The 632-nt window shown below is 63.0% G+C and carries 1 protein-coding gene; it reads right to left on the reverse strand.

All coding sequences use genetic code 11. The features are described 5' to 3' along the window. Nucleotides 1–632 (reverse strand): calcium-binding protein (locus tag JNB85_RS30440; protein ID WP_220338120.1); only part of this gene is annotated, 632 nt, incomplete at both ends.

Genomic DNA, 632 nt, shown 5'->3' on the forward strand with positions numbered 1-632 from the left:
TGTCGGCAAGCGTATAGGCCGCAAGCGCGGTCTTGACCGTATCAATTCCAGCGTCCGCATCTTCCGTCACCACGTCACCGGCGACATCCACGATGTAGGTGTCGTTGCCGGCTCCGCCGATCAGCGTATCCGCACCGGCGCCGCCGTTCAGCGTGTCGTCACCGTCGCCACCCGACAGCCGGTCGGCCGCAGCTCCTCCGGTAATCGTGTTGGCAAGATCGTTGCCCGTTCCGGTGAAGGCCACCGTGCCCACATAGGTCAGGTTCTCGACATTGTCGGCAAGCGTATAGGCCGACGACCCAGCCTTGACCGTATCGATCCCCGCATCGACACTTTCGGTGACGACGTCACCGGCGTTGTCAACGATGTAGGTGTCGTTACCGGCTCCGCCGATCAGCGTATCCGCACCGGCTCCCCCGTTCAGTGTGTCGTTGCCGACACCGCCGGTGATCACGTTCGCCGCAGCATTGCCCGTGCCGGTGAAGGCAACCGACCCGGTGTAGGTCAGGTTCTCGATATTGGCGAGGGCCGCAATCGAATAGGCAGCAAGCGACGTCCGGATCTCGTCCGTACCCGCACCTGCTGCTTCCGTGACCACGTCGCTCGCGGCATCCACGATATAGGTGTCATCG

This window comes from Rhizobium mesosinicum, from assembly GCF_019511345.1.
GTDB lineage: Bacteria > Pseudomonadota > Alphaproteobacteria > Rhizobiales > Rhizobiaceae > Rhizobium > Rhizobium mesosinicum.